This window comes from Hymenobacter sp. HSC-4F20, assembly GCF_019599275.1.
In the GTDB taxonomy this organism is placed as follows: Bacteria; Bacteroidota; Bacteroidia; order Cytophagales; family Hymenobacteraceae; genus Hymenobacter.
The window spans coordinates 1-468 of the sequence record NZ_JAHZTD010000024.1; the positions used below are offsets into that span (position 1 = coordinate 1).

At 64.1% G+C, this 468-nt stretch carries 1 protein-coding gene; it reads right to left on the reverse strand.

Features of this window, described 5'->3' with window-relative positions:
• Positions 1 to 202: 202 nt before the first annotated feature.
• Positions 203 to 468 (reverse strand): Hpt domain-containing protein (locus K3G63_RS22550; RefSeq protein ID WP_220616410.1); only part of this gene is annotated, 266 nt, incomplete at its 5' end.

Below are 468 nucleotides of genomic sequence, written 5' to 3' on the forward strand. Positions count from 1 at the left end.
CGCCCTTGTGGTCGACAAAGTGAATTTTTGCCATGTGTGCTCGTGCTGCCGCGATCTGGGAGAAAGGAGGGTCCGGGCTGTCCTATAACGGGTCGATCAGGGCGGCGCCATAGCGTTTTCGAGCGAAGTGGATACCGGTTCGCGGGAAGAAAACGCGTCAAAACAAACCACTAAAGCCACCCGCTTTTGTCGGGGTGCCGGCCTAATGCTTCAGGATAGCTTCGATGGCGGCGCGGACCTCGGCCACCGCCTCTTTCAGCGCGGCGAAGGCATCGGGCCGGTTGTGGCCGGTCCGGATCGCCGTCTCCAGGCTCGCGGCGGCATCCGCCACCGCAAAGGCGCCGATTCCGCGCGCGGATCCCTTGAGCTTGTGTGCAAGCGCACCGGCCTCGGCCGGCAATGCCGCCATGGCCGCGATCAGGCGAACCGCCTGCTCGGCGAACATCGCGAGCACTTCCTGTTCCAGCT